The sequence below is a fragment of the Sphingomonas sp. GM_Shp_2 genome, assembly GCF_026540875.1.
Taxonomy (GTDB): Bacteria; Pseudomonadota; Alphaproteobacteria; order Sphingomonadales; family Sphingomonadaceae; genus Sphingomonas; species Sphingomonas carotinifaciens.
Window position 1 is genome coordinate 1 of record NZ_JALNUQ010000030.1, and the last position, 26355, is coordinate 26355.

Here is a 26355-nt window from a genome sequence, read left to right on the forward strand (position 1 = left end):
CGAACAGCCCGATGCGCGGTGCAGTCGCGACCTGTGCCTGGTCGATGTAGCGGGGCGGCGGGTGCTGGCCACGCGCAGCGCCTACCGCGTGCCCTGGGCCGAACTGGTCGCGGCGTGCAGGGCGGCGGATATCGTGGTGAGCGAGCGGGCCCTGCCGCGAGGATGCCGGCCGCGCTGGTTGCGGCTGGATCGGGCAACGCTGCGCGAGACGGGCGGGGTGGCGGTGACGCTGGGCGACGGGTCGCTTCGCACCGTCCGCCGACCGGGCGACCGGCATCCGTGGAGGATAGCCGGCCGCTAGGGACGTGTCAGGCGTCGACGCGTTCGCGGTGATTGGGTTCGAAACCGTCGGTCGCCAGCGCGACGATGCGGGCGGCGACGGTTTCGGGCGGCTTGACGGACGCAGGGTCCTCGCCCGGATAGGCGCGGGCGCGCATCTTGGTACGGGTGGCGCCGGGGTCGACGATGGCGACCCGAACCTGGCTGATCTCCGCCATTTCGTCACCATAGGCGCCGAGCAGCGTGTCGAACGCCGCCTTTGATGCGCCGTAAGCGCCCCAATAGGCGCGCGGGTTGCGGCCCACCGACGAGGTGACGCCGATGACGCGCGCTGCCTTGGACCGGCGCAGCATCGGATCGAAGGCGGCGATCATCGCGGCCTGCGCGCTGACGTTGAGGGTCAGGACCTGCGCCAGTTCGCGCGGATCGATGGCGGGCACCGCCGCGAGCGATCCCAGCGTGCCGGCGTTCAGCACCAGCGTGTCGAGTGCCTGCCAACGATCACCGATCGCCCCGGCGAGCCGGGCGATGGCGTCCGTTTCCGTCATGTCGAGCGGAGCGATGGTGGCGGAGCCGCCGGCGTTGAAGATCGTTTCCTCGACCTCCTCCAGCCCCTTGGCGGTGCGGGCGGTAAGCACGACATGCGCCCCTTGCGCCCCCAGCGCGATCGCGGTGGCGGCGCCGATGCCGCGGCTGGCGCCGGTGACCAGCGCCAGCGTGCCGGAAAGCGGACCCGGCATCAGACGACGCGCTCCGCAAGCATCTGGAACTGATCGACCGTGGCGCTTTCGTCATAGTCGGTCAGCGTCGTCGGATAGGCACCGGTGAAGCAGGCATCGCAATATTTCGGGCGGATATCGGCGCGGCGCGCCTCGCCCAGTGCCTTGTAGAGACCGTCGATCGACACAAAGGCCAGGCTGTCGGCATGGATGAAGTCGGTCATGCCGCCAAGGTCGTGCTGTGCCGCCAGCAGCTTGGCGCGCTCCGGCGTATCGACGCCGTAGAAGCAGCTATGCCGGGTCGGCGGGCTGGCGATGCGCATGTGCACCTCCGCCGCGCCCGCTTCGCGCATCATCTGCACGATCTTCAGGCTGGTCGTGCCGCGCACGATCGAGTCGTCGATCAGCACGATGCGCTTGCCCTGGATCAGCGCGCGATTGGCATTGTGCTTCAGCTTGACGCCGAGGTGGCGCACCTTGTCGCCCGGCTGGATGAAGGTGCGGCCGACATAATGCGAGCGGATGATGCCGAGTTCGAACGGGATGCCGGACTGCTGCGCATAGCCGATCGCGGCGGGCACGCCCGAATCGGGAACCGGGATGACCAGATCGGCCTCCACCGGCGCCTCGATCGCGAGTTGCGCGCCGATGCCCTTGCGCACCGAATAGATCGAATGATCGTCGACGATCGAATCGGGGCGCGAGAAATAGACCCATTCGAAGATGCACGGGCGCGGCGCCACCGCCTGGAACGGGCGGATCGAGCGGATCTCGGTGCCCTGGACGATGACCAGCTCGCCCGGATCGACCGCGCGCTCGAAGGTCGCGCCGCACACGTCGAGCGCGACGGTTTCCGAGGCGAAAATCACTGCATCGTCCAGCCGGCCCATGACGAGCGGGCGGATGCCGAGCGGATCGCGGCAGGCGATCATCCCCTCGGGCGTGGTGACGATCAGCGAATAGGCACCCTCCACCTGCTTCAGCGCGTCGATGAAGCGATCGAGCAGCGTGCGGTAGTTGGAGGTGGCGACGAGATGGATGATCGTCTCGGTATCGCTGGTCGATTGAAAGATCGAGCCGCGGCGGACGAGTTCGCGGCGCAGCTTCATCGCGTTGGAGATATTGCCGTTATGCGCGACCGCGAAACCGCCGGTCGACAGATCGGCGTAGAGCGGCTGGACATTGCGCAGCGCGGTCTCGCCCGTGGTCGAATAGCGGACATGGCCGACCGCCACGTCGCCGGGCAGCGCGCGGATCACGTCGTCGCGGTCGAAGTTACCGGCGACATGGCCCATCGCGCGGTGCGTATGGAACAGATGGCCGTCGAAGCTGGTGATGCCGGCGGCCTCCTGGCCACGGTGCTGGAGCGCGTGCAGGCCGAGCGCGACCAGCGCGGCGGCGCCGGAACTGCCGGACACGCCGAAGATGCCGCACTCCTCGCGGAGTTTGTCGTCGTCGAAGGGATGGGTGGTCAGCATGGAAGGGGAGGCTCACACGTTGCTGGCGGGGCTGGCGGGCATATAGGAGCGGCGATCGGGTTTGTCGCCTGTTTGTCATGTCGGGGCTGGAGCATTTTACCGCTTCGGGCGTTTCGGGCGCCTGACGGGAGGGTCAAAGGCATGGCGCGCGATCACGGCAAGCAGATCAAGGACGACACGCTTTACGAGGACCTGCGCAAGGGCGGGGCGTCCAAGGAGAAGGCGGCGCGGATCGCCAATGCCAAGGCCAAAGGCTCGCTGGAGCATCGCGGCACGCAGCTTGAGGACCGCAGCAAGGCCGACCTGCTGGCGGAGGCGCGCAAGATCGGGATCGAGGGGCGATCCAAGATGAACAAGGCCGGGCTGGTGAAGGCGCTCCGCGATCACGGATGACCGGCGGCGTTTTCGCGAACGCCGCGACCTGCTAGACGGCGCGCCATGGCTGATCCACGCGACACCGGGCTGACGCTCGACCCCAAATATGACGCCAACGGATTGTTGACCGCGGTGGTGACCGATGCCGCCTCGGGCGGGTTGCTGATGGTGGCCCATATGAACGCCGAAGCCTTTGCCGCGACCCAGGCGACGGGCGAGGCGCATTTCTGGTCGCGCAGCCGCGGGCGGCTGTGGAAGAAGGGCGAAACGTCGGGGCATGTGCTGCGCGTGACCGAAATGCGGATCGATTGCGATCAGGACGCGCTGTGGCTGATCTGCGAGCCGGCGGGACCGGCATGCCATACGGGGGCGACGAGTTGCTTCTACCGCCGCGTCGAGGGAGACCGGCTGGCGCCAACCGCATGAGGTGGATCGCCGGTGCGGCGCTGTTGCTGGCAAGTTGCGGTTCGCCGGGTACCGGGAACAAGGGCGGTGACGATGACCCGGCGGGCGCGCGGCTGGAAAAGGCGGCGATCGCGGCGGGGCTGGTGATCGATTCGGAAAGCACCTCGCTTCAGGGAAGCTGGGCGCGCGACGACGACCGGATGTGCATCGTGCCGGGCAAGGAGGCCGGGGCGGATCGGATCGGCATCCTGCTGGATTACGGACCGGGCAACGGGTGCAGCGCGGCCGGCACCGTGCGCCGGCGACGAAGCGGCGATCTGGCGGTGACGCTGGGGTCTTGCCGGTTCGATGCGCAGTTCGATGGCGAGCGGATCGTCTTTCCCGCCGAACTGCCAGAGCCTTGCGCTGCCTTGTGCACCGGGCGGGCGACATTGGCGGCCATGTCGGTGGAGCGGCTGAGCGCGTCGGTGGCGGAGGCGCGGACGCTGCGCGCCGCCGATCAGGCGCCGCTTTGCGGTGCGGATGGTTGACGTTGACGTAAAGGGCAGGTAGCGTCGCCGGCATGTCCAGTGCCGCCTATGCCCTGATCCCGTCGCCCAGCGACCGGGAGCATCACACCATATCTGACCTGTCGGACGAGTTCGGGGTGACCGCGCGGGCGCTGCGTTTCTACGAGGACGAAGGGCTGATCGCGCCGGAGCGGCGCGGCACTCAGCGCATCTATTCGCACCGCGATCGCGCGCGGCTGGCGTGGATCCTGCGCGGCAAGCGGGTCGGGTTCAGCCTGGCGGAAATCCGCGAGATGATCGACCTGTACGATCTGGGCGACGGGCGGCGGGTGCAGCGGCAGGTGTCGATCAAGCGGTGCCTGGGGCGGATCGACCTGCTGGAAGCGCAGAAGCGCGACATTGACGCGGCGATCGCGGAGTTGAGAGACTTTGTCGCGGTGGTCGAGGCAGCCCAGGTCGACGACAGCAACGACAACGAAAAACAAGCCTGAAGGAGCAAGAGGATGCCCCAGTACACGCCACCCGTGCGCGATACGCGCTTCGTGCTCGACCATGTGATCGGGCTGCAACAACATGCCAATCTGCCGGGGTTCGAAACGGCGTCACCAGATGTGGTGGAGGCGGTGCTGGAGGAAGGCGGCCGCTTCGTGGCGGAGGTGCTGTTCCCGCTGAACCAGGTCGGCGACCGGCAGGGCTGCACGCGCCATGAGGACGGATCGGTGACGACGCCGGAAGGCTTCAAGGACGCGTATCGCCAATATGTCGAGAGCGGCTGGGCGACATTGGGCAACCAGCCCGAACATGGCGGGCAGGGGATGCCGCACAGCATTTCGGTGGCGTTTCAGGAATATCTGATCTCCGCGAACATGGCGTTCGCCATGTATCCGGGGCTGACCCACGGGGCGATCGCGGCGCTGGTCGCCAAGGGAAGCGCCGAGCAGCAGGCGATGTACGTGCCCAGGATGGTGTCGGGCGAATGGTCCGGCACGATGAACCTGACCGAGCCGCAATGCGGCACCGATCTGGGCCTGATCCGCACGCGCGCCGAGCCGAATGCGGATGGCTCCTATGCGATCACCGGCACCAAGATCTTCATCTCGGCGGGCGAGCATGACCTGACCGACAACATCATCCATCTGGTGCTGGCCAAGACGCCGGGCGCGCCGGACAGCTCCAAGGGTATCTCGCTGTTCGTGGTGCCCAAGGTGCTGGTGAACGACGACGGATCGCTGGGCGCGCGCAACGCCGTCACCTGCGGCTCGATCGAGCACAAGATGGGCATCCACGGCAATTCGACCTGCGTGATGAACTATGACGGGGCGACGGGCTGGCTGGTCGGCGAGGAGAATAAGGGGCTGGCCGCGATGTTCATCATGATGAACGCGGCGCGGCTGGGCGTGGGGTTGCAGGGGCTGGGTGTGGCCGAGGTCGCGTACCAGAATGCGGTGCATTATGCGCGCGACCGGCGGCAGGGGCGCGCCCTGACCGGCGCCGCCGAGCCGGACGAGAAGGCCGACACGCTGTTCGTCCATCCCGATGTGCGCCGCATGCTGATGGAGGGCAAGGCATGGACCGAGGGGTTGCGCGCGCTGTGCCTGTGGGCCGCGTTGCAAGCCGATCTGGAGCATGCCGCGCCCGACGAGGCGGACCGCGAGCGCGCGGCGGACCTGATCGGGCTGCTGACCCCGGTGATCAAGGGAGTCGGCACCGACAAGGGCTATGAGGTCGCGACGAACGCGCAGCAGGTCTATGGCGGGCATGGCTACATCGCCGAATGGGGCATGGAGCAATATGTCCGCGATGCGCGGATCGCGATGATCTACGAAGGCACCAACGGCGTACAGGCGATGGACCTGGTCGGTCGCAAGCTGGCGCAGAAGAACGGGCGCGCGGTGCAGGCGTTCTTTGCGATGGTGGCAGCGGAGATCGCCGAGGCGAAGGGTGACGACGCGGCGGCGGATCTGGCCGGGCGGCTGGAGAAGGCGCTGGGCGAGTTGCAGGCGGCGACGATGTGGTTCGTGGGACACGGCCTGAAGAACCCCAATCATGTCGGAGCGGGCGCGGTCGCCTATATGCACCTGATGGGGCTGGTCGCGGTCGGCCTGATGTGGCTGCGCATGGCGCGCGCCGCCGCGCGGTTGAAGGCGGCGGGCGAGGGGGACGCAGGCTTTCTGGAGGCCAAACTGGTGACGGCGCGGTTCTTTGGCGAGCGGATGCTGCCCGATGCAGGCGCGCTGCGCCGCAAGATCGAGGGCGGGGCGGACAGCCTGATGGCGTTGCCGGAGGACGCGTTCCTGGCGGCGTAGATCAGGGCTGGCGGGATGGTTCGGCCGGGGCGGCGGTGACGCTGCGCCGGCGGACGCCGTCCAGTTCGGCGACCGGCGACGGGGTGGGCGAGGCGACCGGCTCCGCGCGCAAGGTCTGGCGCTTCATGCAGTCGGACGGTTTCCAGCGGGGGAAGACCGCGCAGTTCCAGAGCTGGCGTTCGATGCCGCTGTCGGGATCGCGCAGATAGCTGAACGCCATGGCGGCGACCTGCGCCATGTCGAGCGGCAGGGTGCGGGGGGTGGCGGCCGCGTCGCTCCAGGCCATGACCTTGCAGGCCTTGCGATCGCCGCAGGTGCGCTGCGCGAGAGCCGGCAGGGCGTCGGAGGTCACACCCTTTGGCAAGGTGAGCAGGAAGCTGTTGGGCTCGCCGGGAACGGGGGCGATGGCGGCGGGCACGGCGCCATCGGTCGCGACGCCGGCTTCGACCATCGCGGCGTCGGCGGCGACCAGCGCTTCACCCATGCGGTGCGCGTCGGAGCGGTCGGCGAGCTTGGCGATCACCGGCTCGCCACCGGTCCAGCGGCGATTGAAGGCGGGCGGCGTGCCCCACCAGCCCGACCAGCGGAAGAACAGGTGGCTGCCGACGCCTGCCACCTTGTCGAGGCTGGACTGCCAATAGGGGACGACCCAGTCGGTATGATAATGGGTCGCATGGCCGACGGGGCGATAGACCGCGCCGTTCAGCGCCAGTTCCGCCACCTGCCGCGCCCGGCGCCAGGCGATGTCGGAGGGGTGCCAGCGATCCAGCGCACCGTCGCAGGTAAAGGTGAACTGGCAACCGGTGGTGCGCTCCTGCCCCTCGAACACGACGCCGCACACGGTCTTGGGGAAAGCGGGGTGGCGCAGGCGGTTGAGGATGACCTGGGCCACGGCGCGTTCGCCCACCGAGTCGTCGCCCGCCTCGTAGACGACCGCGGTCGCCAGACAGTCCAGCGCCCGCGCGCGGTCTTCGGCCGAGCCGGCGAAACGGAAGGGCCGGGCGGCAGGGTTGGGGGCGGTGGAGAAGGGGATGCCGGCATTATAGGCGCGCGCCTCGTCGGGGGCGAGGTCGACAAAGGCGACGGGTTCGACCGGCGGTACCTCCGCCTTGGGCACGACGCGCTGCGGCGGTGCCTTGACGTGCGCGCGGGGCCGCACCGGCGTGGCCGGCGCGTGGGTGACCACCAGGGCCGGCGCGATCACCGCCGTAGCGGCGATCGCGCAAAGGATAGCGCGCAAGGGTCCTCTTACGCGCTGTTCGGGGATGGGCGTCACTGTTCGGGCAGGAAGTCCGGCACGGAGAGGTAGCGTTCGCCTGTGTCGTAGTTGAAGCCGAGGACGCGGACACCGTCGGGGAGGTCGGGGAGCTTCTGGAGGATGGCAGCGAGGGTGGCGCCCGACGAGATGCCGACCAGGATGCCCTCTTCGGCGGCGGAGCGGCGGGCCATGTCCTTGGCGACGGAGGCGTCAACCTCGATGACGCCGTCGATGGCGGCGGTGTGGAGGTTGGCGGGGATGAAGCCGGCGCCGATGCCCTGTATCGGGTGCGGGCCGGGCTGGCCGCCGGCGATGACCGGCGAGGCCGCGGGTTCGACCGCGAAGACCTTGAGGTCCGGCCATTCCTTCTTCAGCGTTTCGGCGACGCCGGTGATGTGGCCGCCGGTGCCGACGCCGGTGATGAGCACGTCGATCGGCGCGTCACGGAAGTCGTTCAGGATCTCCAACGCCGTCGTGCGGACGTGCACGTCGATATTGGCCGGGTTCTCGAACTGTTGCGGCATCCAGGCGCCGGGCGTGTCGCGAACCAGCTCCAGCGCCCGTTCGATCGCGCCCTTCATGCCCTTCTCGCGCGGCGTGAGATCGAACGTCGCGCCGTAGGCGAGCATCAGGCGGCGACGCTCGATCGACATCGATTCGGGCATGACGAGGATCAGCTTGTAGCCCTTCACCGCCGCGACCATGGCGAGGCCGACACCGGTATTGCCGCTGGTCGGCTCGACGATGGTGCCGCCAGGTTGCAGGCTGCCGTCCGCTTCCGCCGCCTCGACCATGGCAAGGGCGATGCGGTCCTTGATCGATCCGCCGGGATTGGACCGTTCGGATTTGATCCACACCTCGGATTGCGGGAACAGGCGCTGGATCTTGATGTGCGGCGTGTTGCCGATCGTATCCAGGATCGTGTTGGCCTTCATGGCTTCGCTTCTCCGTGCTGAGGTTCAACCTGTAACATATCGGGGGGATCGAAGGTCCGTGCGCGCTTCAACTCAGGGAAGAGGCGCGCCCAGGCGAGCGTGACGACGATCGCGGCACAGCCCCCCGCCACCACTGCACCGACAGGGCCGAGCAGCGAGGCGAGCAGGCCGCTTTCCGCCTCGCCCAGTTCGTTGGAGGCGGAGATGGTGAGCTGCGACACGGCCGAAACCCGCCCGCGCATCTCGTCGGGCGTGTGCAACTGGATCAGCGACTGGCGGACATAGACCGAAACCATGTCGGCGCCGCCCGCGACGATCAGCGCGGCGACGCTGAGCGGGAAGGAGGTGGATATGCCGAAGGTCAGGATGGCGACCGCAAAAACGATCACGGCGATCAGCATCTTCACGCCGACATTGCTTTTCATCGGGCGGAAGGAGAACCAGATCGCGGTGGTCGCCGCACCGATTCCCATGCCCGCGGCCAGCAGCCCCAGTCCTTGCGCGCCGACATGCAGGATGTCGCGCGCATAGATGGGCAGCAGCGCGGTCGCGCCGGCGAGCAGCACGACGAACAGATCGAGCGTGATCGCCGCCAGCACCAGCCGGTTGCGGCGGACATAGGAAAAGCCCTCCAGGATGCGGACGAGCGGCCGCCGGTCCTTTTGCGCGGGCGGCTGCGGCACCGGGCCGATGGTGAGCATGGTCAGGAGCGCGACCACGAACAGGCAGGTGACGGTCGCATAGGCGACATCGGGGTGGATGGCATAAAGCAGCCCGCCGACGCTGGGCCCGGCGATCGAGCCGACCTGCCACGCGATCGAGGATATCGCGATGGCGGTCGGCAGGCTTTCGCGCGGCACGAGATTGGGGGCGAGCGCCGAATAGGCCGGGCCGGTAAAGGCACGCGCGATGCCGATCAGCACCGCCGCGCAGAACAGCGCGGGCAGGGTCAATGCCTCGGCCCAGGTGAGGAAGCCGAGCCCGGCGGACACCAGCATGATGAGCGCGGTGGTCGCCCGCACGATCCAGCGCCGGTCGACACTGTCGGCGACGAGGCCGGTGATCGGGGTCAGCAGAAACAGCGGCACGAACTGCGCCGCGCCGATCATGCCGAGCAGAAAGGCGGCGTCGCGCACGTCCATGGTCTGCCGGGCCAGGCCATAGACCTGCCAGCCGATGACGATGGCCAGCGCGGTCTGTGCGATGGTGCCCGACAACCGCGACAGCCAATAGGCGCGGAAGTTTGGGATGCGGAACGGATGCAGGGGTTTGTCCATGATATTGGTAGGTCTTTAGGCGGGCCTGCGGCAAACTGGCAACCATGGCAACGCTTCTGCCATGCAAAGCTGAGGTCGTGCTGCACTGCACCATCGAAGGGGTTTGAGTTTCGCGCGAAATCGCGCTTATAGGCGGGCATCCTCCCCTACGGAAACAAAGGTGTTCCCGACTGTGGCCAAAGCCCCAAGCCGTTCGACCGAACCGCCCGTCCCTAACCGGGAGCGCCCCGCCGAACCGCAGCCATACCAGGCGACGCGCGAGGAGTTGCTCGACTTCTACAAGCACATGCTGCTCATCCGCCGCTTCGAGGAGAAGGCCGGTCAGCTCTACGGCCTGGGCCTGATCGGTGGTTTCTGCCACCTGTATATCGGCCAGGAAGCGGTGGCCGTCGGCCTGCAATCCGCGCTGGACGGCGACAAGGATTCGGTGATCACCGGATACCGCGACCACGGCCACATGCTGGCCTATGGCATCGATCCCAAGGTCATCATGGCCGAGCTTACGGGGCGTGCCGCCGGCATCTCCAAGGGCAAGGGCGGGTCGATGCACATGTTCTCGACCGAGCATAAATTCTATGGCGGCCACGGCATCGTCGGCGCGCAGGTGTCGCTGGGCACCGGCCTGGCGTTCGGTCACAAGTACAGCAACGACGGTGGCGTGTGCCTTGCCTATTTCGGCGACGGCGCGGCCAACCAGGGCCAGGTGTACGAGAGCTTCAACATGGCCGAGCTGTGGAAGCTGCCGATCATCTTCGTGATCGAGAACAACCAGTATGCCATGGGCACCAGCGTCAATCGCGCCTCGTCCGAGGACCAGCTTTACAAGCGGGGCGAAAGCTTCCGCATTCCGGGCATCCAGGTGGACGGCATGGACGTGCTGGCCTGTCGCGGGGCCGCCGAGGAGGCGCTGGCCTGGGTTCGTGCGGGCAAGGGCCCGGTGATCCTGGAAATGAAGACGTACCGCTATCGCGGCCACTCCATGTCCGACCCGGCCAAGTATCGCAGCCGCGAGGAAGTGCAGGGCGTGCGCGACAAGTCCGACCCGATCGACCACGTCAAGCGGCTGCTGGAAGAGCAGGGCGTGAAGGAGGACGAGCTGAAGACGATCGAGCAGCAGATCCGCAAGGAAGTGAACGCCGCCGCCGACTTCGCGGAACAGACCCCCGAGCCGGATCCGGCCGAACTTTACACTGAAGTGCTGGTGGAGCGTTACTGAGATGGCGATCGAGATCAAGATGCCGGCCCTGTCGCCCACGATGGAAGAGGGCACGCTGGCCAAGTGGCTGGTGAAGGAAGGCGACACGGTCAAGTCCGGCGACATCATGGCCGAGATCGAGACCGACAAGGCGACGATGGAATTCGAAGCGGTCGATGAGGGCGTGATCGCCAAGATCATCGTCGCCGAGGGCACCGACAACGTAAAGGTCGGCACCGCCATCGCGCTGATCGCCGAAGAGGGCGAGGACGTCTCGGCCGCGGCGGCAGGCGCGGGCAGCGCCACCAAGGACGACAGCCCCGAGGGCCAGGCCAAGGCCGACGAGAACAAGCCGGCCGACACGGTCGAGGATTCGGCCCACCCGGCACAGGAAAAGGTCGAGACCGGCACGCGCCAGATGTTCGAGGCGGCCGCGCATGAGGGTGAGGTCGCCGATCCGGAGATCCCGGCGGGCACCGAGATGGTCAAGACCACGGTCCGCGAAGCGCTGCGCGATGCGATGGCCGAGGAAATGCGGGCCGACGACCGCGTGTTCGTGATGGGCGAGGAAGTCGCGCAGTATCAGGGCGCGTACAAGGTGACGCAGGGGCTGCTCGACGAGTTCGGCGACCGTCGCGTGATCGACACGCCGATCACCGAATATGGCTTTGCCGGCGTCGGCACCGGTGCCGCGATGGGCGGCCTGCGCCCGGTGATCGAGTTCATGACGTTCAACTTCGCCATGCAGGCGATCGACCACATCATCAACTCGGCCGCCAAGACCAACTACATGTCCGGCGGCCAGATGCGCTGCCCGATCGTGTTCCGCGGCCCCAACGGCGCGGCGAGCCGCGTCGGTGCGCAGCATTCGCAGAATTATGGCCCGTGGTATGCCAGCGTCCCCGGCCTGATCGTGATCGCGCCCTATGACGCGGCCGATGCCAAGGGCCTGCTGAAGGCGGCGATCCGCTCGGAAGATCCGGTCGTGTTCCTGGAAAACGAGCTGATGTACGGCCGCTCGTTCGACGTGCCCAAGCTCGACGACTTCGTGCTGCCGATCGGCAAGGCGCGGATCATGCGGCCGGGCAAGGACGTGACGATCGTGTCCTATTCGATCGGCGTCGGCGTCTCGCTGGAAGCCGCCGACAAGCTGGCCGAAGAGGGCATCGATGCGGAGGTCATCGACCTGCGCACGCTGCGTCCGCTGGACACCAAGACCGTGCTGAAGTCGCTCGCCAAGACGAACCGCCTGGTGGTGGTGGAAGAGGGCTGGCCGACCTGCTCGATCGCCTCGGAAATCGCTGCGGTCGTGATGGAGCAGGGCTTTGACGACCTGGACGCACCGGTGCTGCGCGTGACCAACGAGGACGTGCCGCTTCCCTATGCCGCCAACCTGGAAAAGTTGGCGCTGGTCGATGCGGCCCGCGTGGTGAAGGCGGTGAAGAAGGTGACGTACAAGTAGGATGCGCTCGGGGGGAGCGGCCACGGTCGGCCGTTCCCCCGTCAGCAGGTGGAGACGGGTGCCGCCTGCACGTTGTTGATGCCCGACAGGTCGCGCCGTTCGCGCACCGCCATCGAGGCGATCTCGGTGATCTCCGTCGCCGGCGCCAGCCGCGCGCTGACGAGCGGCGGATAGACATAATAGACCTCCACGAACATCGTCGCGCTGTTGGGGAGCGCGGTTGCCTGTCGACCTGCGGGGCCGATGCCGGTCATGTTGTTCGTGCCCGCGGTGCCATAGCTGGAGGCGCGCGCGATCTTTTGTCCGTAGCAGCGCTGCCAGACGATGCGGAAGCGGCCGGCATTGGCCGGGTCCTGCTCCAGATCGGACAGGATCGCACGGCCGTTCGTGCGCAGGTCCAGCCCGCCCGATTGCAGGTTGGCGCCGACGAACAGGTCGTTGATGTCGGTTTCGGTGATGATCTTGGCCGCGAGCGGCGAGCCGGCGCCCATGCGCGCGGCATTGTCCGCCAGTTGCAGCGCGAGCTGGCTGACCCGCATCTTGGTGATGATGAAGTTGGTGATCTCCGCCCCCGTCAGGCACAGGGTGAGCAGGATCGGGAAGATCAGCGCGAATTCGACCAGCGCGATCCCGCGGCGGTCACGGCGCAGGCGGAGCCACCGCATCACGCGCAACACCCCGTTGCGGTCGAGCTGGTGGTGGTCTGGTCCGCATAGGGCTGGTTCTGGAGCACGGTGGTGGCGGACACGGTGGTCGTCGCGCTGCCGCCGATGAACTTGTGGATCGGCAGCATGCGGGGATAGTTGAGCGTAACGGTGTAGACGACGCGGTCCTTGGCACCGCCGACGCCGGCCGATCCGCCGTCCGCGTCCCAGGTGCCGTTGCCGTTGCTGTCGACATAGACTTCCTGCGCGTCGCAGCGGCCATTGCCGTTGGTGTCGACCCAGACCTCCGGGACTTTGGCGGCGGCCTGCGCATAGGTGGTGAAATAGCGGCGCGAGAAGCTGGGGGTGATGCCATTGTAGAGCTCGCGGACCTGCGCGGTGATCGCGGCGTCGATCTCGGCCTGACGGGTGGCGGTGGTCGAGCTTTCCAGCGTCGAATCCCGGCCGGTCTTCTGGACGATGCCCTGCAGGACCGAGCGCATGTAGAGGGTGTGGGCGACATCGAATGCGCCGGCCAGGAACAGGCACAGGATCGGCGCGACCAGAGCGAATTCGACGATGGTCGCGCCGCGTGTGTCGCGCAGAAGGGGTGGCCGGCGGGTCACTTGGTCAGCCGGAGTTGCGAGATCTGGGTCGCGATGCTGTTGAACGCGGTCTGGAGTGCCGCGGAGTCCGCCGCCTTGAAATAATAGGTGCCCGACGAGGCGCAGCGTTGCAGGCGGCTTTCGGTATCGGCGTTGCTGCCGTTGCCGAATGAAATCACCCACAAGGTGATGTTCTTGTTCTTGACCGCCGTGCACAGCGCCTCGAACCGGGCGTTCACCTCGTCGTTGAAGCTGGCGGTGGGCGACGATGGATTGGCCACGTTGCGGCGGTCGAACCAAGGCACGCCATAGGCGGTATAGTCGGACGCGCGGGTGACCGTGTCGCCGTCGGTCATGAAGATCATGTGGCGTTCGATGTCGCCCCCCGACGGCGTCTTGGCATTGTCGCCCGCGAAGATGCCGGTCGGCGACATCAGCCGGGCGCCCCACAGGATGCCGATGTCGTGATAGGTATTTCCCTCCGGCGTCAGGCTGTCGACATAGCTGCCGAACGTCGAGGGATTGTCCCATGTCTGCAGGCGGCGGGCCGCTTGCGGGCAGGCGAAATAGGAGCCGTTGCCGTAGTTCTCGGTGGTGCTGACGGCGTCCCGGTTCCAGTTGCTCGTGTTGTTCTCCACCGCCCGGCGTGTGAAGATCAGGTCGGGAAGCGCGGGACCCCATTGCGTGCCCGGATCAGCGGGGTTCGGTACGGCATCGATGTTGAGATCGGTCGCGCCAGCCGGAATGGGGCTGAAGCTGGTGCCGGATACGGTGGGGCGGCGTTCCTCGATGCAACCGCGCCATTCGATCGTGGCCGGGCTGCCGCCGGCACCGATCGGCAGGGTGAAGCTGGTGTTCCAGGTGGACCCGTTCTTCAGCCCGCTGACGTCCTGCTCGATGGCGTCATAGCGCCATATTGTGGTCTGGCTGGCGCGCTGCACCTGATAAACGCAGGTGAAAAAAAGAAGCTGCCAGGTTCTCGCGGACAGACGATATTGCTCGGTTGCCGTATTTGGTGGTGGCGCTGGGCAGTTGGTGAACAGACCTACATCGGTCTGAGAGAAATATTGCCAGTCACTCCATGCCGCGCCGCGCGACTCGACACGCCGCGACTGATAGGTCCAGCGGTTGGCGATCGCGCTGGTCGGCAGCAGGTAGCCGACGTTCACGTTGGTCGCATAGGGGACGAAGCCGAAGCGGATCTGTACGCCCGAGGTGCCGCCGGTCGGCTTGCTGCTGGTGCAGAAACCATCGGTCGGCAGCTTTGCCAGGATTTCATAAAAGCATTTTACCGCGTTGCGCAGGCCCTGGATCTTGGTCTGGCTATCGGTGGACACCGCCCGGTCCGCCATCGAGCCCGTCGTATCGAGCACGAACATGACGTCGGTATTCGGCAGGCGCATATCGGCGTCGCAAGCGACCGTCACCGGCTTGTCGCCCGCGCCCAGCACCCGCATCAGCGTCATCGGCAGGGTGGCGGTGACGGCGCCGGATACCTTGCCGCCGCTTTCGGTGAAGCTGGTGGTCAAGGCGGTGCTGCCATAGGCGCCGGGGGGATAATTGGCGTTGAAGAACTGGTTCGCGGCGGCGAGCGAGGCGGCGTTCCAGGTGCCGCCGCCCATCGTTCGGCGCCCGGCCAGGACCGCGGCGTCGCAGGCATGCTGCATCCGCGTCTTGGTGAGATACAGACGGCTGACGTCGAGCGCGCCGCCCATCATGCCGATCAGCGGGATCATCGCCGCCGCGCCGATCGCCAGCGTGTTGCCGCCGATATCGCGCAGCAGCCAGCCAAGGAACGCGGCAAGGCGCCCGCGTCGCGACGCCGACTTGCCCCCGATCCGCTTCGCCGTCATGACCCGCGCTACGCTCCGCATTTCCAGCCAATTCAATGTCTTGGCCTACGGGGGCGATGGATAATTTCATGGTAATGCAGGTGGTTAACAGCATGGTAGCACCCAAGTCGGCCCCCGATCCGCGCGCCGCGGAACGCACGCTGGTGCTGAGTTATGCGCCGGTCGACGCACGCGGGGCGGTGGAGGCGCTGTTCGCGCTGGACGACACGCTGGCCGCGATCCTGCGCACGACGACCGAGCCGATGATCGGGCAGATGCGGCTGACATGGTGGCATGAGGCGCTGAGCGCGCTGGGGAACGCGTCGCCGCCCGCGCATCCGCTGTTGCGGGCGCTGGCCGGGACGGGCGTGCCGGGGGCGGATTTGGCCGGGATGATCGATGGGTGGGATGTGTTGCTGGAGGAGCCTTTGGACGGGGACGCCATGTTGCGCCATGCGCAGGCGCGCGGCGGCGGGCTGTTCCGGCTGGTGGCGGATGTGTCGGGCTTTGCCGATGCGCGGGTCGCGCAATGGGGGGAGGGTTGGGCGCTGGCCGATCTGTCCCGCCATCTGAGCGACGCGCAACTGGCCGAACGGGCGAGGGAAGAGGCCGGGGCACGGCTGGACGACCGCTTTGCCCCGTCGGTAGTGGCGCGGGGGCGGGTGCTGGGCGCGCTGGTCACGGCGGCGCGGCTGGATCTGGCGGGACGCGCGGCCGGATCGCCGGGGCGGGTGGCGCGGCTCGCCTGGCATCGGCTGACAGGGCGGTAAGCGGGGCTTGCCGCCGGGGGTCCGGACCGCCTAGCCTGATGGCGACGGGTTCGTTGGGAGGCGGCGATGTGGCGATATCTGGTGGGGGGCGTGGGCGCATTGGCGCTGGTAGGTGGCGGCGTGCTGATCCTTGGGGGGCGGACGCCGGCCGGCACGGTGCTGGCCCAGGCGCCAAAGGTGGTTCCCGCGACGCCCGAACCCCTGCCCGAACGAGCGCCCGAGGCGACGGTCAAGACGCGCGAGGAAAAGCGCTTCGGCCGCTACGACAAGGATCGTGACGGGCGGATCACGCGTGACGAATATCTGGCGCCGCGGCGCAAGGCCTATGCGAAGCTGGACAGTGACGGCGACGGGCGGCTGTCGTTCGAGGAATGGTCGGCAAAGACGGCGGCGAAATTCACCGGCGCCGACCGTGACCGGTCGGGCACGATGGACGCCGCCGAATTTGCCACCACCGCGGTCAAGCGGAAGCCGGCTCGCGCGAAATGTCCGCCGGGGGCGCCCCGACAGGAGCCGCCGGAAGAGAGCTGAGCCAGGGGGCCAGGGCGGCGCGGGCGCGATCGGTATACATGCGCTTGCGATCCGCCTTTTTCGTGCGGCCCTCGATCGGCGGGAACAGGCCGAAATTGACGTTCATCGGCTGATAGGTCTCCGCCTCCGCCGCGCCGGTGATGTGGCCGAGCAGCGCGCCGAGCGCGGTTTCGACCGGGGGCGGGGCAAGATCATGGCCGAGCAGCTCGGCTGCGGCGAAACGGCCGGCGATAAGGCCGATCGCGGCGCTTTCGATATAGCCCTCGCATCCGGTGATCTGGCCGGCGAAGCGGATATTGGGCCGCGACTTCAGCCGCAGCGTCGGATCGAGCAGTTCGGGCGAGCGGATAAAGGTGTTGCGATGCAGGCCGCCCAGCCGCGCAAATTCGGCATTTTGCAGGCCGGGGATGGTGCGGAACAGGCGGACCTGCTCGGCATGTTTCAGCTTGGTCTGAAAGCCGACGATATTCCACAACGTGCCGGCGGCATTGTCCTGACGCAACTGCACCACGGCATAGGGCCAGCGTCCGGTGCGCGGATCGTCGAGGCCGACGGGCTTCATCGGGCCGAAGCGCAGCGTGTCGACGCCGCGCTCCGCCATCACCTCGATCGGCATGCAGCCCTCGAAATAGGGCGTATCGCGCTCCCAGTCGCGGAACGGCGTCTTCTCGCCGTCGACGAGGCCCTGGTGGAAGGCGAGATACTGCTCCTTGTCGAGGGGGCAGTTGATATAGTCTTTGCCGTCCCCCTTGTTCCAGCGGCTCTGGAACCAGGCGGTATCCATGTCGATGGAGTCGCGGTGGACGATGGGGGCGATGGCGTCGAAGAAGGCGAGTGCGTCGCTGCCGGTCGCCGCGCCGATCTGGTCGGCGAGGCCGGTGGCGGTCAGCGGTCCGGTGGCGATGATCGCAGGGCCGTCGGGTAACGTATCGATGCGCTCGCGCACCACCGTGATGTTGGGATGCCCCTCCAGCATGGCGGTGACGCCGGCGGAAAAGCCGTCGCGATCCACCGCAAGTGCGGAGCCGGCGGGGACACGATGCCGGTCGCCCTCAGCCATGATGAGCGAGCCGAGCGTGCGCATCTCCTGATGCAGCAGGCCGACCGCGTTGCTGTCGGCGTCATCCGAGCGGAAGGAATTGGAGCAGACGAGTTCGGCGAGGCTGTCGGTGTGATGGGCAGGCGTGGCGTCGCCGCCGCCGCCGCGCATTTCGGAGAGGCGGACGCGGATGCCGGCCTGCGCCAATTGCCATGCGGCCTCCGAGCCGGCGAGGCCGCCGCCGACGATATGGATCTGATGGGTCATGTCCTGCCCCCTAATCCATTGCGGCGGGTTCGTCCAAGCGGGGGTTCAGGCGGCGATGACGGTGACGAAGGCCTGCGCGCGCTCCCGAAGCATGGCGACGGTGGCGGACAGCGTATCGGAAAGGGCGAGCAGCGCGTTCGCGTCCTGGCCCACCTGGCCGGCGGCATCGTCCGCCAGCCGGGCCTGCGCATCGATGCTGGCGGCGGCATCGACCGATTGTTCGACATTGGCGGCGATGGCGGTGAGTGCGAGCCGCTGTTCGTCCACCGCGGAGGCGATGGTCGCAGCGCTGCCGGCGATGGAGGCGATCGTCTCGCCGATCCGATCATGTTCGGCGACGAGGTCGTGGACGGCGCCGTGCACCGACTGGACGCTGGCCGCCGCATCCTGCGCGGCGCCGCCGGTTTGCAGCGCAAGCGTCTTCACCTCCTGCGCGACGACGCCGAAACCCTGTCCGGCGGGGCCAGCACGCGCGGCCTCGATCCCGGCGTTCAGGGCGAGGAGGTTGGTCTGGCGGGCGACGGTGTGGATCAGCACGAGCATGCGGTCGATCGCGGCGGCATTGTCGGCCAGCGCCCGGGACTGGGCGCCGGCTTCGCCGACCCGCGCGTCGATCTGGCTGCGCAGGCGCTGCGACGCCGCGAGTTCGGCGGCGATGGTGACGAAGGCATCGGCCAGGCCGCGGCTGCGGGCGGCGATCTCGCCCAGCGCGGTGCCCGTCTGGCCGGCGGCGGTGGCGACGATCGCGGCGCTGCGCCGTGCCTCGCCGACATGATCGGACAGCGTTCGAGCCGTGGTGGCGCCCTGTTCGGCGGCGCGGGTCAGCCCGTCGGCGAGTGCGGCGATATCGGCCAGAAAGCCCCGCGTCGCGGCCTCGACCGTATCGGCGCGCGCGAGACGGGTGCGTGTCTGCTCCAGTTGCAGGTCCGCCGACTGGCGCAGCAGGGTGCGGGCATCGACCAACGTGTCGAAGCGGCCGGCGCGGGTCAGGATCAGCCCCTCGGGCGCGCCGGCGGCGGCATGCACCGCAAGCCTTTCCACCAGCGGCCGGTCGCCCTCGCATACGGGGCAGGGCTGAACGAGGTCGATCAGGCGCGAGCAGAAATCGGGGTTCTGAAGCAGCGCATGACCATAGGGGCTGAACAGCAGGTCGCGCAGATCGGCCTCGTAGATGGCGCCGAGCGGCCGCCGGGCTTCGTCCAGAACGGGAAGAACGCGCAGGTCGGGATGGGCGCGGAACAGGGCAATGGCCTGGGCAACGGGGGCGTCGGCGGCGATCGAGGGGGTCGGTGCGGTCATCGGCAGCGTGAGCGACGGATCGGCGAACATGTCCCTCATCTAGCGCACGTTAGTAAACGGCAGATGCCGGTTTCATGACGGTGATGTGACAGCGATGCGATCGGAACGGCGGCGGCCGTCGATCAGCATCCGGTGATGAAAGGTCGGCAGGCCCGTGGGCGGCGCGGCATCGGCAAGCGCGAGCCAGGCCAGCGCCTCGGCGACGCGGGTCGCGGGTTCGCGAGCGATACGCGCGAGGTCCGCGTCGAAGCCGATAAAGGCGACGGGTTCGCCCAGCCATTCGGCCATGCGCGCGACCATGACGTCGGGCGCGACATGGCCGTCGTGAAGGGCGAGGTCCGCCAATGCCCGCGCGGTGCGGAAGAGCAGCCAGTGCACATGGCCGAGTTCGACGCGAGGGTCCGCCCCCAGCCACCCGGCGTTCCACGCAAGCACCTCCGCATAGGTGGCCCAGCCCTCGGCGAAGCCGGGGGCGTAGCGCAGGCGTAAGGGGTGGGGGTCGGCGGCGACCTCCAGGGGGAGCTGGATCATGTGGCCGGGCAGGAGTTCGTGGGCGACGACCGAGGGGAGCGACCAGGCGGGGCGGCGGCGGATGGCGCGCAGGTCGACGACATAGGCGCCGGAAAGGCCGGGGCGGGGGAGCGTGCGGTAGCCGCCCTTGCCACCTGCGTCCTCGGCGGCGGTCATGCGGGCGGGGTGGACGTCCAGGCACCATGGCGGAACGGGGCCGATGATGGGGGCGAGATGGGCGCGGCAGCGATCCAGGGTCGCACGCATGTCCGCGATGGCCCTGTTTCGGCCGGCTTCGCTGTCGGGGTAGAGGAAGCGTTCATCCCTCCAGAGCCGGCGATAACGCTCGCCGACCGAGCCGCTCCTGTCGCCCAGGGTGCCGAACAGCCGGTCGGCGCGGGCGAGCAGGCGGGTATGTTCGTGGGTCAGGCGGTCGCGGGCGGTGGCCGGCGTGACCGTGTCGCCGATGATGCGGCGGAGTTGCCAGAGATAGGACGGGGTGGCGGCCAGCCTGATCTCTGCGGCAAGACCAGCGCGCGCGGTGTCGAGATCGAGACGGTCGCGCGGCGTGGTCGCATCGAGGGGGGCGAGCAGCGCCAGTGCGTACGCCGGGGGCAGGGTGGCGGCCCGATCGAGCGTGTCTCGGATACCCTGCCCGCGGCTGGCCTGTGCGCGGATGGGGGACGCCGCCAGCGCGATGGCACCGCCCAGCACCGCGCGGCGGCTCCAGCACGTCATTTCGGCAGGGGCACGCGGTTGTTGAGCCGGGTCACTTCGGGGGCGTCGCCGGTGAGGGCGACCTCGACCATCGTGGCGCCGGGGCGGCGGGGCAGGCGCAGCCTTGTGGTGCGCGGGCGCAGGTCGGTGGGGGCCGCCATGGCCGGGATCGCGGTGGTGGCGAGCACGCGGCCGTCCGCGGCGAGCAGGCGGGCCTCGCCACCCGGAACGGGGCGCGCGCCCAGGCTGTGCACGGTGAGCGCGATGCCGCGGCCGTTTGCGACCACATCGTCGGTGCCGATGCCGAGATCGGCGCGATCCTCCACCGGGGTGCCGGGTTCGGCGAGCGCGAAATCGTACACGGTGGTGGTGCGGGGGGCGAAGACGACCTGCGTCCCCAGGCTGCGTTCGAGCGGCACGGTGGTGGCGGGGCCGTCGGAGACCAGCGTGCGTGCATCGTCCGGACTGGTGGCGCGCTGCACGGTCCAGCGGCCGGCATCGATCGACCAGCCGGTCATCGTCGCGACCTGCGGCCGATCGGTGGTGTTGTAGGCGATTACGCGGAAACGGGTGCGGGTGGCGCCCGGCATCAGAATGGCGACGCGCTCTGCCGCGCCGTCCTCGGCAAAGCGCCAGCTAACGGTGTTGCCGGGCCAGCTCTGGTTCCGTTTCAGCGCGACGCCGCCGAGACGTTCGCGTTGCAGAAGGTCGGTGGGCATGTCGACCCGGTCGCTCCACCAATGGCCCACGGTCAGCATGTCCATGCGCTGCATCTTTTCGGTCGCCGCCTCGGCATGGAGGGTGGCAAGCGGGGTGGTGTCGCCCGAAATCTGCCAGCGGGCATAACGGCCGATATCGCTGCTGCCCGTGCCGTTGCCGGCCTTTGCCAGCAATTCGGCGCCGCCGGGGATCAGGGCGGGCGCCTCATTGAATTCGGCGAGCGCGGACGCGCCCGCCTTGGCCAGCCGTGCCTCGACCGGGCGCAGATAGCGCGCGTCGCCGGTGAAGCGCCATGCCGCCCAGGCACCCTGCAACGGCACGGTGGCGCCGCCGCCATCACCCGTCCGGGTGGCATCGGTGCGCCAGTTGATCTCGTTGGGATAGGACCAGAGGCCATCGGCCCCTTGGCGACCATGCGCCAGCCAGCCGTCGATCACCCCGGTAACGAGGCCGCGGGCGGCGGCGTTGCCGTTGAACAGGCCGACCAGCATCGGCCCGTGAAGGACGGTGAAGCTGTACGGCTTCTGCCACTCCCACGGCCCTTCGCGGTAGATGCGGTTGCCGCCATACCAGTTGGAGGCGAAGTGGTGATGGCCAGCCGCGTTGGGCAGGATGACGCCGCTCAAGCCGCGGGTGTTTTCCATCAGGCGTTCGACCGCGATCGGCTCGCCCCAGTTGAGATACAGGCGCGCGGCGTTGGAGTTCAGCCCTTCCTCATAGGCGTGCAGTTCGTCGGTGGTGATCGCACCCAGCCCGTTGACGATCATGCCGTTGCGATAGACCGCATCGGACAGCGCGCGCAGCGAGGCATTGATCCGGTCGGGCGCGACGCCCATCAGCGCCAGCGCCGGCCATTGCTGCACAAGGTCGGTATCGTCGGACAGGCCGCCGCCGAAATCGCCATAGGGCACCTGGCGCTCGGCGATCCACCATTCCACGAAGCGGTGCGACAGCGACAGATCCTGCAACTGGCGAAAGGCCCAGGCGGGAGTGTCGGGGGCCACTGGGGGCAGCGTGACGGGCGGCAGGTTCTCCGGCCGGTAATTGATGTCCGCCCAATAGGCGCGGGCGCCGGCATGGTCGGGGGCGACACGCAGCAGATCGCTGATGTCGGCATAAAGACGGCGATAAAGGCCGGCGCGCTGCGAGGCGGTATGCTCCTCGACCAGAAACGCCCAATTGTCCTTCACCTGGTTGAAGCGGTCGGCGACGTGTTCGGGCAGCGCCTGGTCGCGTGGCTTGAAGACCAGGCGGATGCGGGCGCCGTCGATGCTGGCCGGGCCGAACGCGGGATCGGCGGCGGCAAGGGTCAGGGCCAGGCTTTGCGCGGGCAGGATGCGGTCGCGCAGGTCGAGCCAAAGCGTGCGGGGCTCGCCCGGCGGGACGGAGACGGACAGGTCGATCAGGTCGCGACCGGGCCAGAGCGGATCATGGACCTTGATGTTGAGGGGGACGGGGGCGTCGCTCTTGAGAGCGGGCAGGTCGATCGCGATGCCGTCCAGCCCGTCGTGCAGATTGTGCCAGCCATAATCCCATGCGCGGGCAAGGGGCTGATCGGCGGGGGCGTCGCCGAAGCTGGAGGGGATGAGGATGTGGACGATCGGGGCCGCGGCGGCGGATGCGGCGGCGCGGGCGGTGGGGGCGCCGCTGCCGGCGCCGACCGCGGCCTTGATGCCGGTGCTGGGGAGCGCGACGACGGTTGTGCGTTCCTCGGGTGCGAAGCGGCCGGCGATCCAGGCGTTCAGGTCGCCAAGGGCGGCAAGCGTCGGGGCGGCGGCGGCGTTGACGGTGTAGCTGAGCTGGAAGCTGCCGGCGGGCACGGTGCCGGGCGTGACGTCATAGGCCCAGAGTTCCTGGATCGGCTGTTCGGCCATGCGGTTGGTGAAGCGCAGCCGGCCACCCTGGCGTGGGGCGATGGCGGTGACGCTGCGCACCACGCCGCGAGGCCGATCGGCGAGCGGGGTATAGCGTTGCCCGTCGGCGGAAAAGGCCAGCGTGCCATAGGCGGCGCCGCGCAGCTCGATACGGTTGATCCGCTCGTTCGGCGGGATGGCGAGGTCGTAGGTGCGACCACCCTCCACATAGGTGTTCCAATCGGGCAGCTCGAAATAATCGTGGCGGCCGGGCAGGGCGGAGCGGTTGTAGACGCCGGGCCATGTCGTCTCGGCGATGCCGTCGACGCCCTTCCACATCCATTGCTTCAGGTCGCGGGCGTCGGCGAACTCGACCTTGCGGACGCGGGTGACGGGATCGGTGAGCAGCGGCGGCCTGGCGGTGTCCCAGCCATAGCGGTGGAGCCATGCCGTTCGGTCGCCCGTCGTGGGGGCCGGGGGCGGCGCGGGATCGCCCTTGGCGGCGAGCGCGGCGATGCCGGCGGCGTCCAGCGCGGCGTCGTAGATGCGCAGTTCGTCAAAGTCCGAGCCGCGCATGAAGTTGTAGCGGCTCTGCACCTGATGCGGGGCGATGACGCGGCCGGCAAAGCCGAACTGGTCCAGCCCGGCATCGAGATCGGCGGAAGTTTCGGCGCGCGCGACCTCGCGACCCTCCACGTACAGGCGGATGCCCCGGGTCTCGTCCCAGGTGAAGGCGAGATGCTGCCATGCCGCGGCATCGGGGCGCCGGGGGATGGTCCAGGACACGCGGATGCGCGACAAATTGGCATCGGTGACGAAGGCATCGAAGCCGTGGCCGTTCCAGTCGATGCGCAGGAACGCCATGTCCCAGCTGCTGTGATCGGCATAGCCGGTGCGGAAGATCACGAACGGCGCCTCGCCCAGTGGCTCGCGCGCGCGCCAGAAGAAGGACAAGGTGCCGCGCGCCGCGGTGATGTTGCCGGGCGCGCGCCAGGCGACATAGCCGTCATCCTGCCAGCGCGCGGCGCCGCCGATCGCGCCGTCGCCGACGACGCTGACCCCGCTGCGGAAATTGGGAACGGGATCGCCGGCCGCCTGCTCCGCCGTCAGGCTCTGGTCGGCGGAAAGGCGGAAGGTGAGCGTCTGGGCGGCGGCGGGGGAGGCCAGGGCCGCGCCCAGGGCGAGAAGGGAACAGGTGGTGCGCGTCAACGGATAGCCTCCCCGCCCGATCAGGCCTGCACGCGCGCGAGGCGGGGGCTGAGCAGGTGAATGACGATGATCGCGATCAGATAGGTCGATCCCGCCACCGCGAAGATGGGCGCATAGCTGCCCGTCGTCTCCAGAATATAGCCGGTGAACTTGGCCATCATCATGCCGCCGATCGCGCCCAGCGTGCCGCCGATGCCGACCACGGAGCCGACGGCGGCACGCGGGAACATGTCGGAGGGCAGGGTGTAGAGATTGGCGGAAAAAGCCTGATGCGCGGCGGTTGCCAGCCCGACAATGCCGACCGCGACCCACAGGTTGCTGGTATATTGGGCAAAGACGATCGGCATGACCAGGAAGGCGCAGGCGAGCATGGTAAGCTTTCGCGCCGCGTTCGCCGACAGGCCGCGCTTCATCAGGCGCGAGGACGACCAGCCGCCGGCGACGCTGCCCAGGTCGGAGATCAGGTAGATGGCGACCAGCGGCGGGCCGAAGCTGAGCAGGTCGAGATCATAGGTCTTGGCGAGGAAGTCCGGCGTCCAGAACAGGAACAGCCACCAGATGGGATCGATCAGGAACTTGCCGAGCGCAAAGGCCCAGGTCTCGCGATAGCGGAGCAGGCGGCCCCAGGAGATCGGGGTGACCGGGTCGGCGGGGTCGGATTCGATCAGGGCGAGTTCCGCCGCGCCCAGCCGGGGATGCTCGCGCGGGCGGCGATACAGGGCCAGCCATGCGACCAGCCAGAGCAGGCTGACCACGCCGGTGACGATGAACGCCATCCGCCAGCCATAGGCCACGGTGATGATCGGCACGACCAGCGGCGTGATGATCGCGCCGACATTGGCGCCCGCGTTGAACACGCCGGTGGCAAAGGCCCGCTCGCGCGCCGGAAACCATTCCGACACCGCCTTGATCCCGGCCGGGAAGTTGCCGCTTTCGCCGACCCCCAGGATGAAGCGTGCGACCGAGAACTGGAAGGCGTTGCCGACAAAGCCGCACAGGGTGTGGCCGAGCGTCCAGATGATGAAGGCGATGGTGTAGCCGATGCGCGCGCCGACGAGATCGACGATCCGCCCGAAGCTGAGATACCCGATCGCATAGGCGGCCTGGAACCAGAAGATGACATCGGCATAGGTCGTCTCCGACCAGCCGAGTTCGGCGGAGATGGTCGGCTTCAGCACACCGATCATCTGGCGGTCGACATAGTTGATCGCGGTGGCCGCGAACAGCAATGCGCAGATGCCCCAGCGATATCGGCCCACCCGGCCGGCCGCGGCGGCGACCTCCGGCGTCACGTCCATGGCCATGCCCTTCCTCTCCCCTTGTCCGTCCCGCGATTGGTCCGCGTCAGCCTTGCGCCTTGATGGTGCATGCCAGACGGTAGCTGCCGTCGAAGCGTGCCTCCACCCGGTCGCCGACTGCAACAGGATGCACACCGGTTACCGCACCTGTCGAGACCCATTGTCCTACAACTAGCGGTTTGCCGCGGGCGGCGAGATGCCCGGCCAGAAAGGCGACGGCACCGAACGGGCCGTCCAGCATGTCGGCGGCGATGGCCGCGCCGATGCGCGCATCGTTGATCCACAGCTCGACCGGCCAGCACAACAGGTCCGTGTCGCGCCAGTCCGGCACCTCGGCGCCGATGACGAGGCCGTTGTTGTTGCCGAAATCGGAAATGGTGACCAGCGCGCCATCGGCGTTGATGTGCGGGTAGGGCGAGCTGGCGATCTCGATGCCGACATGGACCGCATCGACCAGCGCACGCGCGTCGTCACGGGTGAAATGGCGCTGCGCCGGATCGGGCGCGGTGCCGATCCGCATCAGGAACTCGGCCTCCGCCGCGGCAAAGCCGCCGGCATAGACGGGCATGGCGGGGGGTGGTTCGCTTGCAATCACCTGATCCGCGAAGATCGGGCCGGCGAGGCGGTCGGCCGTGCCGATCGGCGGGTTGATGCGACCCACCTTCCAGCCGGCCACCGTGCCGCCATGCCGTTCGAGCGCGGCGTCCTGCACCGCATAGGCATCGCCCAGCACGGTCGGGCGCTCGCCGGGATAGTCGGGCAGTGCGTGCCCGGCGTGGCGGGCGGCGACGAAGCTGTCGGCGATGCGCGCACGGTTGCTGATCGCGCTGGTGTCGATATCCGGCTGCACGGGCCGTCCCCTC

At 68.3% G+C, this 26355-nt stretch carries 23 protein-coding genes and 1 pseudogene; 10 read left to right on the forward strand and 14 right to left on the reverse strand.

The genetic code is table 11. The annotated features are described in order from the left end of the window. Positions 1-301 (forward strand): annotated as a pseudogene (locus OXR08_RS11310) (competence protein ComEC); the annotation flags it as partial. A gap of 7 nt (positions 302-308) precedes the next feature. On the opposite strand, the gene OXR08_RS11315 reads toward OXR08_RS11310, so the two are convergent. Both OXR08_RS11315 and purF read right to left on the reverse strand, forming a co-directional pair. Continuing rightward, positions 309-1019 (reverse strand): SDR family NAD(P)-dependent oxidoreductase, encoded by a 711-nt coding sequence (locus tag OXR08_RS11315; RefSeq protein ID WP_149683261.1) that lies wholly within the window; start codon positions 1017-1019, stop codon positions 309-311. Continuing rightward, a complete protein-coding gene (purF, locus tag OXR08_RS11320) occupies positions 1019-2476 on the reverse strand; it encodes an amidophosphoribosyltransferase (protein ID WP_112382827.1) in 1458 nt (485 codons plus the stop codon). Before purF ends, OXR08_RS11315 begins: the two co-directional genes overlap by 1 nt. A gap of 141 nt (positions 2477-2617) precedes the next feature. Here purF and OXR08_RS11325 point away from each other — a divergent pair, with 141 nt between their 5' ends. Genes OXR08_RS11325 through OXR08_RS11345 form a run of 5 tightly spaced genes read left to right on the forward strand, consistent with a single transcriptional unit; the run spans position 2618 to position 6071 of the window. After that, complete coding sequence (locus OXR08_RS11325; protein WP_267349913.1) at positions 2618-2869, forward strand: Rho termination factor; 252 nt, start codon at positions 2618-2620, stop codon at positions 2867-2869. A gap of 45 nt (positions 2870-2914) precedes the next feature. Continuing rightward, complete coding sequence (gene hisI / locus OXR08_RS11330; RefSeq protein ID WP_267349915.1) at positions 2915-3277, forward strand: phosphoribosyl-AMP cyclohydrolase; 363 nt, start codon at positions 2915-2917, stop codon at positions 3275-3277. Then, entirely contained in the window at positions 3274-3786 is a 513-nt protein-coding gene (locus tag OXR08_RS11335; protein ID WP_267349916.1) for a hypothetical protein, read from the forward strand. The genes hisI and OXR08_RS11335 overlap by 4 nt, the downstream gene beginning before the upstream one ends. Before the next feature lie 32 nt (positions 3787-3818). After that, positions 3819-4256, forward strand: coding sequence for a MerR family DNA-binding transcriptional regulator (locus OXR08_RS11340; protein WP_267349917.1), 438 nt, complete (start codon positions 3819-3821; stop codon positions 4254-4256). A 12-nt stretch (positions 4257-4268) separates the two neighbouring features. Next, positions 4269-6071 (forward strand): acyl-CoA dehydrogenase C-terminal domain-containing protein, encoded by a 1803-nt coding sequence (locus OXR08_RS11345; protein WP_267349919.1) that lies wholly within the window; start codon positions 4269-4271, stop codon positions 6069-6071. Position 6072: 1 nt separating this feature from the next. Here the strand turns inward: OXR08_RS11345 and OXR08_RS11350 are convergent, their stop codons facing one another. The 3 genes from OXR08_RS11350 to OXR08_RS11360 are packed head-to-tail and all read right to left on the reverse strand — an operon-like array spanning position 6073 to position 9541. After that, positions 6073-7302, reverse strand: a complete 1230-nt coding sequence (locus OXR08_RS11350; protein ID WP_267349966.1) for a cell wall hydrolase — start codon at positions 7300-7302, stop codon at positions 6073-6075. Positions 7303-7343: 41 nt separating this feature from the next. After that, complete coding sequence (cysK, locus tag OXR08_RS11355; RefSeq protein WP_267349921.1) at positions 7344-8264, reverse strand: cysteine synthase A; 921 nt, start codon at positions 8262-8264, stop codon at positions 7344-7346. Continuing rightward, positions 8261-9541 (reverse strand): MFS transporter, encoded by a 1281-nt coding sequence (locus tag OXR08_RS11360; RefSeq protein WP_267349922.1) that lies wholly within the window; start codon positions 9539-9541, stop codon positions 8261-8263. Before OXR08_RS11360 ends, cysK begins: the two co-directional genes overlap by 4 nt. Positions 9542-9713: 172 nt before the next feature. Between OXR08_RS11360 and pdhA the strand changes: the two genes are divergently transcribed. Together pdhA and OXR08_RS11370 are read left to right on the forward strand one after the other, a co-directional pair. Beyond that, complete coding sequence (gene pdhA, locus OXR08_RS11365; RefSeq protein ID WP_112382835.1) at positions 9714-10757, forward strand: pyruvate dehydrogenase (acetyl-transferring) E1 component subunit alpha; 1044 nt, start codon at positions 9714-9716, stop codon at positions 10755-10757. 1 nt (position 10758) lies between these two features. Next, positions 10759-12198, forward strand: a complete 1440-nt coding sequence (locus OXR08_RS11370) for a pyruvate dehydrogenase complex E1 component subunit beta (RefSeq protein WP_112382836.1) — start codon at positions 10759-10761, stop codon at positions 12196-12198. A 41-nt stretch (positions 12199-12239) separates the two neighbouring features. On the opposite strand, the gene OXR08_RS11375 is transcribed toward OXR08_RS11370, so the two are convergent. The 3 genes from OXR08_RS11375 to OXR08_RS11385 are packed head-to-tail and all read right to left on the reverse strand — an operon-like array spanning position 12240 to position 15300. Beyond that, positions 12240-12863 (reverse strand): TadE family protein, encoded by a 624-nt coding sequence (locus tag OXR08_RS11375; RefSeq protein ID WP_267349968.1) that lies wholly within the window; start codon positions 12861-12863, stop codon positions 12240-12242. Next, positions 12863-13468, reverse strand: coding sequence for a TadE/TadG family type IV pilus assembly protein (locus tag OXR08_RS11380; protein ID WP_267349923.1), 606 nt, complete (start codon positions 13466-13468; stop codon positions 12863-12865). Before OXR08_RS11380 ends, OXR08_RS11375 begins: the two co-directional genes overlap by 1 nt. After that, the gene (locus OXR08_RS11385; protein ID WP_267349925.1) at positions 13465-15300 is read right to left on the reverse strand and encodes a TadE/TadG family type IV pilus assembly protein; all 1836 of its coding nucleotides are present in this window, start codon (positions 15298-15300) and stop codon (positions 13465-13467) included. Before OXR08_RS11385 ends, OXR08_RS11380 begins: the two co-directional genes overlap by 4 nt. Before the next feature lie 92 nt (positions 15301-15392). Here OXR08_RS11385 and OXR08_RS11390 point away from each other — a divergent pair, with 92 nt between their 5' ends. Both OXR08_RS11390 and OXR08_RS11395 read left to right on the forward strand, forming a co-directional pair. Beyond that, positions 15393-16049, forward strand: coding sequence for a squalene/phytoene synthase family protein (locus tag OXR08_RS11390; protein WP_267349927.1), 657 nt, complete (start codon positions 15393-15395; stop codon positions 16047-16049). Between the two features lie 66 nt (positions 16050-16115). Continuing rightward, a complete protein-coding gene (locus tag OXR08_RS11395) occupies positions 16116-16580 on the forward strand; it encodes an EF-hand domain-containing protein (RefSeq protein WP_267349929.1) in 465 nt (154 codons plus the stop codon). Here the strand turns inward: OXR08_RS11395 and trmFO are convergent. The 6 genes from trmFO to OXR08_RS11425 are packed head-to-tail and all read right to left on the reverse strand — an operon-like array spanning position 16510 to position 26342. Beyond that, complete coding sequence (gene trmFO / locus OXR08_RS11400; RefSeq protein WP_267349931.1) at positions 16510-17886, reverse strand: methylenetetrahydrofolate--tRNA-(uracil(54)-C(5))-methyltransferase (FADH(2)-oxidizing) TrmFO; 1377 nt, start codon at positions 17884-17886, stop codon at positions 16510-16512. The genes OXR08_RS11395 and trmFO overlap by 71 nt on opposite strands. Before the next feature lie 45 nt (positions 17887-17931). Continuing rightward, complete coding sequence (locus OXR08_RS11405; RefSeq protein WP_267349933.1) at positions 17932-19224, reverse strand: methyl-accepting chemotaxis protein; 1293 nt, start codon at positions 19222-19224, stop codon at positions 17932-17934. Between the two features lie 33 nt (positions 19225-19257). Further along, positions 19258-20433 carry a DUF885 family protein gene (locus OXR08_RS11410; protein ID WP_267349935.1) on the reverse strand — a complete coding sequence of 392 codons (1176 nt, stop codon included), beginning with the start codon at positions 20431-20433 and terminating at the stop codon, positions 19258-19260. Further along, on the reverse strand, positions 20430-24194 hold the full coding sequence (locus OXR08_RS11415) for a LamG-like jellyroll fold domain-containing protein (RefSeq protein WP_267349937.1): 3765 nt from the start codon (positions 24192-24194) through the stop codon (positions 20430-20432). The genes OXR08_RS11410 and OXR08_RS11415 overlap by 4 nt, the downstream gene beginning before the upstream one ends. 20 nt (positions 24195-24214) lie before the next feature. Continuing rightward, positions 24215-25498 carry an MFS transporter gene (locus OXR08_RS11420; RefSeq protein WP_112382845.1) on the reverse strand — a complete coding sequence of 428 codons (1284 nt, stop codon included), beginning with the start codon at positions 25496-25498 and terminating at the stop codon, positions 24215-24217. Between the two features lie 40 nt (positions 25499-25538). After that, the gene (locus tag OXR08_RS11425) at positions 25539-26342 is read right to left on the reverse strand and encodes a 2-keto-4-pentenoate hydratase (protein WP_240313507.1); all 804 of its coding nucleotides are present in this window, start codon (positions 26340-26342) and stop codon (positions 25539-25541) included. Between the last annotated feature and the right edge of the window lie 13 nt (positions 26343-26355).